This is a genomic window from Streptococcus sp. HMSC072D03, assembly GCF_001812855.1.
In the GTDB taxonomy this organism is placed as follows: Bacteria; Bacillota; Bacilli; order Lactobacillales; family Streptococcaceae; genus Streptococcus; species Streptococcus salivarius_D.
In genome coordinates this window covers 1-1,731 of the sequence record NZ_KV810677.1, presented here as the reverse complement: position 1 = coordinate 1,731, position 1,731 = coordinate 1, and the positions used below count along the sequence as shown (strand labels likewise).

Annotated in this window: 1 protein-coding gene and 1 tRNA gene; both read right to left on the bottom strand. The window is 36.5% G+C overall.

What is annotated here, in order from left to right; translation table 11 throughout:
* Positions 1-62: 62 nt before the first annotated feature.
* Positions 63-148, bottom strand: a tRNA-Leu gene (locus tag HMPREF2877_RS06900).
* A gap of 191 nt (positions 149-339) precedes the next feature.
* The gene (locus HMPREF2877_RS06895; protein ID WP_070579359.1) at positions 340-1,635 is read right to left on the bottom strand and encodes a glutamate-cysteine ligase family protein; all 1,296 of its coding nucleotides are present in this window, start codon (positions 1,633-1,635) and stop codon (positions 340-342) included.
* Positions 1,636-1,731 lie beyond the last annotated feature (96 nt).

Below are 1,731 nucleotides of genomic sequence, written 5' to 3'. Positions count from 1 at the left end.
TTATTGTGCACTTATATTGTATATTCAAGACACAAAAAAACCAGTCATCTGACTGGTTACTCTGCGGAAAGAGGGACTTGAACCCTCACGACCTAAAGCGGTCACAGGATCCTTAGTCCTGCGCGTCTGCCAATTCCGCCATTTCCGCTAACAACATTAGTTATTATATCAAGATTGACAACTCGTGTCAATACTTTTTTGAAAGTTTTTTATAACTTTCTCTTGTCTCTTTCGAAACAACTACCATATAATACCATTTATTGTTTACTGACGTCAATACTTTTTTGCCTTTTTTTAAATTTTTTAGCAAAAGTTATCTATTATATCTCTTATCAAAGGTTAAGCTAAACTCTTATTCAGTTTATCTAATTTCTCTCTAAGGGGAGCTAAGTAGACTTCTTCTCCAAAACCACGCGATTTTAAGCCATCCTCGGCACAAGACAATAGCAATTCTGTCAAAGGTAAAATCATCTTGAGGTCTGTAGCAGAAATATTCTTTTTCGAAAATAAACGACGAATTCTAGGAAAATCATAGTCAAATGCTTCAAAAAAAGGTGAGTTATTCAAAATATTTTCCAGATTTTCCAAATTGACTAAAAGACCAAGGTGAAAGGCTGCTGGTGCAAAGGTTGATGAGAAAGGTTGGGTACAAACACTGCGAAACTCAATCGTCCCTCGTATCGTTAAATCTTGGAATTGATAAGAACGGTGAGTCTTAAAATCTTCCTCACTTGGCTCAATAGTGACTACTTCGCCATGAATAGAGTGTGCTTTGACAGATGACGTACTTAGATAGTCTTTAGCACGTATTGGTTCAAAATAGTAGGTTTCATCACTACGCTTAGCAGTAAAAATGGCTGTCTCAGACAAGTAAGAAAAATAGTGATCTTCGCTCTTAAACACCTTGGGAAATACCCCTGCATTTTCCTCAAAAACACCATGCATGGAATTCTCCCAGAAAACATCACGAGAAAGCGCTAAATCCCAATCTGAGCCCCAAAATTCAGAGTTTGCCAATAATACTGCTTTGGGTCCCTCTATTTGATTAAAAGCATTTAAAACCCTTAAATAGGACGTTTTTGAAACATCTAACTGTACCTGACTCCCACAGATGAAAGAACCATATTCTGGATAATCATGAAAGAAAGGATCGTTCTTTGCTTTAGATAACTCGAGAAAATCCATAAGCATCTCATAACGAGGAGATTTAACAGGTCTGTTGTCATTTTTTGCCCAGTTTGGATTCACTCCCCAACCTTGCAACTCATGATTATGATTCTGCAGATAAGGTTGGATTATACCAAGGTAGGTATCCAGACGTTCCTCAACCTCAGAAATTCTCTCAGCCTTTGCAAAAGCAAACTCAATCGTATTGTAGGAGACTTCAAAAAGAATCATATCTCCAGAAGCTTTATCGATAACCTGAATAGGATTGTTATCAGAATCATACTTATCAGCTTTAAAATCAAAATTATCCAAGAGATAGACTAGTAACTGTTTTGTAAGAGAGACATCTGTCGCATTACCACTCAAATTAACGACAGGGTATTCCAACTCAATCCCCAAAAATAATTCAGGTTGCTCCTTAATAGGCTCATAGTACCTTTGCTTAAGCAGTTCCTTGGCTGTTGTCAAAATAATGTCCCCCTTTTTGAAATAAGCTTATTCCATTATATCAAAATATTCAGACGATTTATAGCCTTGAATATACAATATAAGTGCACAATAAAA